Annotated in this window: 5 protein-coding genes; all 5 read right to left on the bottom strand. The window is 56.2% G+C overall.

Translation table 11 applies throughout. The features are described 5' to 3' along the window. Nucleotides 1–1,761, bottom strand: a 1,761-nt coding sequence (locus ACI3UA_RS01465; RefSeq protein ID WP_439723061.1) for a ComEC/Rec2 family competence protein, incomplete at its 3' end; no start/stop codon positions are given. A 9-nt stretch (nucleotides 1,762–1,770) separates the two neighbouring features. Continuing rightward, complete coding sequence (locus ACI3UA_RS01460; RefSeq protein ID WP_439723060.1) at nucleotides 1,771–2,427, bottom strand: helix-hairpin-helix domain-containing protein; 657 nt, start codon at nucleotides 2,425–2,427, stop codon at nucleotides 1,771–1,773. A gap of 243 nt (nucleotides 2,428–2,670) precedes the next feature. Further along, the gene (locus ACI3UA_RS01455; protein ID WP_439723059.1) at nucleotides 2,671–3,219 is read right to left on the bottom strand and encodes a nitroreductase family protein; all 549 of its coding nucleotides are present in this window, start codon (nucleotides 3,217–3,219) and stop codon (nucleotides 2,671–2,673) included. A 105-nt stretch (nucleotides 3,220–3,324) separates the two neighbouring features. Then, nucleotides 3,325–3,822 carry a preQ(1) synthase gene (gene queF, locus ACI3UA_RS01450; protein ID WP_439723058.1) on the bottom strand — a complete coding sequence of 166 codons (498 nt, stop codon included), beginning with the start codon at nucleotides 3,820–3,822 and terminating at the stop codon, nucleotides 3,325–3,327. 19 nt (nucleotides 3,823–3,841) lie between these two features. Continuing rightward, the coding region (locus tag ACI3UA_RS01445; protein WP_439723057.1) for an EAL domain-containing protein at nucleotides 3,842–4,402 on the bottom strand (561 nt) is incomplete at its 5' end.

Raw genomic sequence — 4,402 nt, 5'->3', positions numbered from 1 at the left:
GTCTATAAAATGCACCTGCAGCCTGTCAGCCGCAAAAAAGCTGCGATATCCGGCCCACAGCAGCAGTACCGCAAGCACCACAAAGAGGACAGGCAGATACTTTTTCCTTCCCATTGGAAATACAATCCCCAAAGCACACTTCTTCCAAAGCGCGCTCCCCTTTATCCTGTCTGCCAGCGCCGCCCTCTTCCCTGCCGGTGCAATCAGCCAGCCCAGAGCCATGTAATACACTGTAGAACTGCAGAACCCCGGCGACGGCACATACACCTGGCTGAAAGGCAGGGCCGCTGTCAGCCGCGACAACTCATACACCAGCCCCAGAAGCAGGCTGGCCGCCATGAACACTAGGTGCCCTGCCAGCGGCAGCAGGCTCCCCGCCATGCCCGCCAGCAGGCCGATGACAATAATCCACTCCACAGCAGGCGCAATAACCAGATTGGCCAGCAGGGAGCTGATGGATACCGCGTTGAAATACCACGCCAGAAGCGGCAGTACCGACAACTGGGCGCCCAGCGTCACCGCCAGACTGTCAGCCACAAATACCGGCAGCCTTTTGCGCAGCCACTCCCTGACTGCAGGGGCAATATACAAAAGCCCTGCCGTCGCCCCGAAGGACAGCTGAAAGCTGATATCGTAGAGAAGCGGCGGCGAATACAGCAAAAGCCCCAGTGCCACAATGCTCAGGAGATGCCTGGCATCCTTCTCCCTGCCCAGGGTGAGCGCCAGCAGGGTCAATATCCCCATCAGGGCCGACCTGATTACAGGCGGTATGGCACCCGCCAGCAGGCCATAAAACAGAATCGTCGCAACGCCCATTCCCGCCGTCACCCTGTCAGGAAGGTGCAAAAGCCGTCCCACAATCCCCGCCGTGCCCGCCATCAGGGTTATATGCGAGCCGGAAACCGACAGGATGTGCACAATCCCCGTTACCGTAAATGCCTCCAGCAGCTCCGGCCTGATGCCCTGATAGCCGCCAAACAGCATGGCAAAAACAGCCGCCGCGTCCTGCTTCGGCATGGCACGCTCCATGTACTCCCTGTAAGCATTGCGAATCCTTTCCGACAGCCGTGCCAGCCGGTCCCCGTCCTCTGACATCAGCTCAAGGCTGTACTTATCGGCCGTCAGCCGCCCGTGAATGCCCCTAGCGGCAAGGGACATCTCCCTGTTCAGCCTGCCCGGATTGCCATAATCATGCAGAGCCCTCACCGTCCCTGATACGGCCAGCCTATCACCGGAGCGCCCCAGAAGCTCCCTGCCAGCCAGCTCCCAGTCGGCCTTTTCCTCCCCGGCCTGCCTTTTTACAGGTATCTGCGCCATTATTTCCCTGCCGTGCAGGGAATTTTCATTGGCATAAACCATGAGCCGTCCCCCGACGCTGTCCCTGCCTGCCAGCTTTTCACACTCCACCTCGTAACGCACATGCAGGCCGCCGGCTTCATCCACGGTGCTTTCCGGCGCACCGGCCAGCCTGCCCTCCAGCTTCACCCTCTGCCCGGCCAGCCTGCCGATGTCATTTTCAGGCGGCACAGCCACTGCATAGTAGCGGCCAATTCCCAGCAGAAAGACGCATGCGCCCACGGCCAGCCAGCTAAGCCGATGCCCGCGGCAGACAGCTATGGCCGCCAGGCATAGCCCCGCCCATGCCCCCGCACGGATATACGCGGCATAATCAGCCCCCTCCTGCCAGCTATGCCCCAGAAAAATGCCCGCACACAGCACTGCCAGCAGAAAAACCAGAAATTCCTTGGGATGCTGACCCATTTTTCCACCTCACAAAGCAATCTGATCCTTCATCTTGGCAAATTTGGCCTTGCCGATTCCCCGCACCCTCTGCAGTTCCTCCGGTGACTGGAAGGCGCCATTTTCCTCTCGATATTCCACAATCCGCTGTGCCATGGCAGGGCCTATGCCCTTCAATTTCGTCAGCTCGGCGGCATCAGCCGTATTGATATTCACCACATCGCCAGAGGCGGCTGAATCCGGCTGTCCCCTGCCGCTGCCCGCTCCATCCGCCTCTGCCGTACTCCTTCGCAGTGCCGCAGCTCCGGACGCGGCACTGCCCGCTCCGGCGGGCTGCTTCTCCGGCACTTTGATATGCAGGCCGTCCTTAACCGGCTGTGCCATGTTTACCTTGTTCAAATCAGCCGTGGGCAGCACCCCGCCGCAGGCATTGACAGCATCCGCCACCCTGCTGTCAAAGGCCACATACACGACGCCGGGCTTCTGCACCTCGCCTGTTACATATACGGCAATCTGCCTCGCATCACTTCCCGCTTCCCCTACGGCTCCCGTCAGCAGCTTTTCTTCCTTCCCTGCCTCTCCCGCAGGCAGTGGCTGACCCCCTCCGCCTGCATGCAGCTCATAAACCGTCATGCCTGCCGCCACCAGCGCAATCAGCAGCAGCACAGCCATACTCCGCTTAAACATCGGCATTCCTATCACCCCATCCCTCGCTCTGATAACAATATAGCATTGGCGAGGCCCTCTTTCAACTGCCCGAAAATCTCCCATTATAGATATAATGCAAAAACAGCAAACCTTCGCAAAAGTTCTACGATTTACAGGTATGCAGACAGCAAGAGCTGATTTTCTTAGGCAAAAATCAGGCAAAAAAATCAGCGGTGCATTACACCGCCGTTTTTTCGTCGCCGCCTGTCGGCAAAATTGATATTATCGAATAATGTTGACCAGATTGCTCAGGGCCGTAATCTTCACCTCGTCCATTTTATAGCCGAATGCACCTATGGTCAGAGGCACGTAATCATCGGGTATCTGCAGCAGGTTGCAGATCTCCGACACACCGGCCTCATTCAGCTCGGAGCGGGTGGACAGCCAGCAGGAGCAGACATTGTACTTCTCCGCCGCCAGCATCATGCTGCCGAACAGCGTATTGGCCGCATCCTCGGCGTACTTCGTATCGCCGCTGCCGGAAATTACCAGCAGGGTAGGGATATTCTTCAGCAGATCACTGCCGCTGTAAAGGTCCCTGCCGTTGACGACGCCGAGCCTGCCCATTGTCTGCTGTCCGGTGCTGTCCAGCAGCATCCTGATGACGTTGCTGTTCTGCACGGCTGTAAAATGCCAGGACGCGTTCTTTTCCACGTTGGATAAGGCACGCCCCTCCTCCAAAATAGAAAGCAAATCCGCATCCTTCAAAGTTGTATCAGAAAAATTATAGATACTGCGTCTAAGCAGAATCTTACGCATGAGATTATTCATGCCGCTCACTCCTCCTCGGCCTATATGCCGCACCGCTCCCGTTTATGTCCATAATATCTGCATCAGGCTGTACGCGCCTCCCCTGCACAGGCAGGGCCGCCGTGCTCACCTGTTGTCCACCTTTTCCAGCATGGCCAGATCGTGCCGGCTGAACCGCTGCCAGGCCAGCTCCTCGAACCTGGTGCCCGGCCTGCCATAATTGGTATAGGGGTCAATGGAAATGCCGCCCCGCGGCAGGAACTTCCCCCACACCTCCAGATAGCGCGGCTCCAGCAGCTTCACCAAGTCCTTCATGATGATGTTCACCACATCCTCGTGAAAATCCCCATGATTGCGGAAGCTGAACAGGTACAGTTTCAATGACTTGCTTTCCACCATCTTGATATCAGGCACATAGGAAATATAAATCGTCGCAAAATCCGGCTGCCCGGTAATCGGGCAGAGGCTGGTAAACTCAGGGCAGTTGAACTTCACCCAGTAATCCCTGTCAGGATGCTTGTTGTCAAAGGTTTCCAGCACCTCCGGACTGTAGTCAAAGCTGTATTTCGTATTCTGATTGCCCAAAAGCGTAATCTCAGGCATCTCCGCTCTATCTCTGCTCATAATCCACCTTCATCAAAAATCACGTTCCGCAGCCGGTCAGATAAGGATTTTCCGTTTGCACAAAAAACTTCTTCTCAAAATCCTCCGGTGACTCAGGCCGCCCGAAAAAATATCCCTGAATGCTGTCCGCATGGCAGAAATCACGCAAAAGCTCATATTCCTTGATGGTCTCCACGCCTTCAATACAGCAGTCAATGCTTACGCTGTGGCACAGCTCTATGGTAGATTTTACCAGCTGGCGGTCAAACTCATTGTTTTCCTCCGTGATATGGGTTACGAAGGCCCTGTCAATCTTCACGATATCGCAGGCGAGGTTTTTCAGGTACGCCAGCGAGGAATACCCTGTGCCAAAATCATCCATGGCAATACTGATGCCCATCTTTCTGAACTCCTTGAACTGGGTGTTCACATTGTTCCAGTCCGAAACAATGGCCGTTTCCGTCAGCTCCAGCACAATCAGGTACGGCGGCAGGTCGTGCTTCTTCAGGCATTCCAGCGCAAACTCCCTGAAACCGCTTTCCTTTATCTGCTCGTAGGACAGGTTGATGCTGATGCGCATGCCCGGCCATTTCTCCTGCCA

The organism is Anaerovibrio sp., assembly GCF_051866355.1.
In the GTDB taxonomy this organism is placed as follows: domain Bacteria; phylum Bacillota; class Negativicutes; order Selenomonadales; family Selenomonadaceae; genus Anaerovibrio.
The sequence above is the reverse complement of the archived record's forward strand: the minus strand, read 5'-3'. Positions and strand labels throughout refer to the sequence as shown.

Coding starts and splice junctions, on each gene's coding strand:
- queF (WP_439723058.1), bottom strand. CDS start 3,822: ATGAGCAGAGATAGAGCGGAGATGCCTGAGATTACGCTTTTGGGCAAT.
- ACI3UA_RS01455 (WP_439723059.1), bottom strand. CDS start 3,219: ATGAATAATCTCATGCGTAAGATTCTGCTTAGACGCAGTATCTATAAT.
- ACI3UA_RS01460 (WP_439723060.1), bottom strand. CDS start 2,427: ATGTTTAAGCGGAGTATGGCTGTGCTGCTGCTGATTGCGCTGGTGGCG.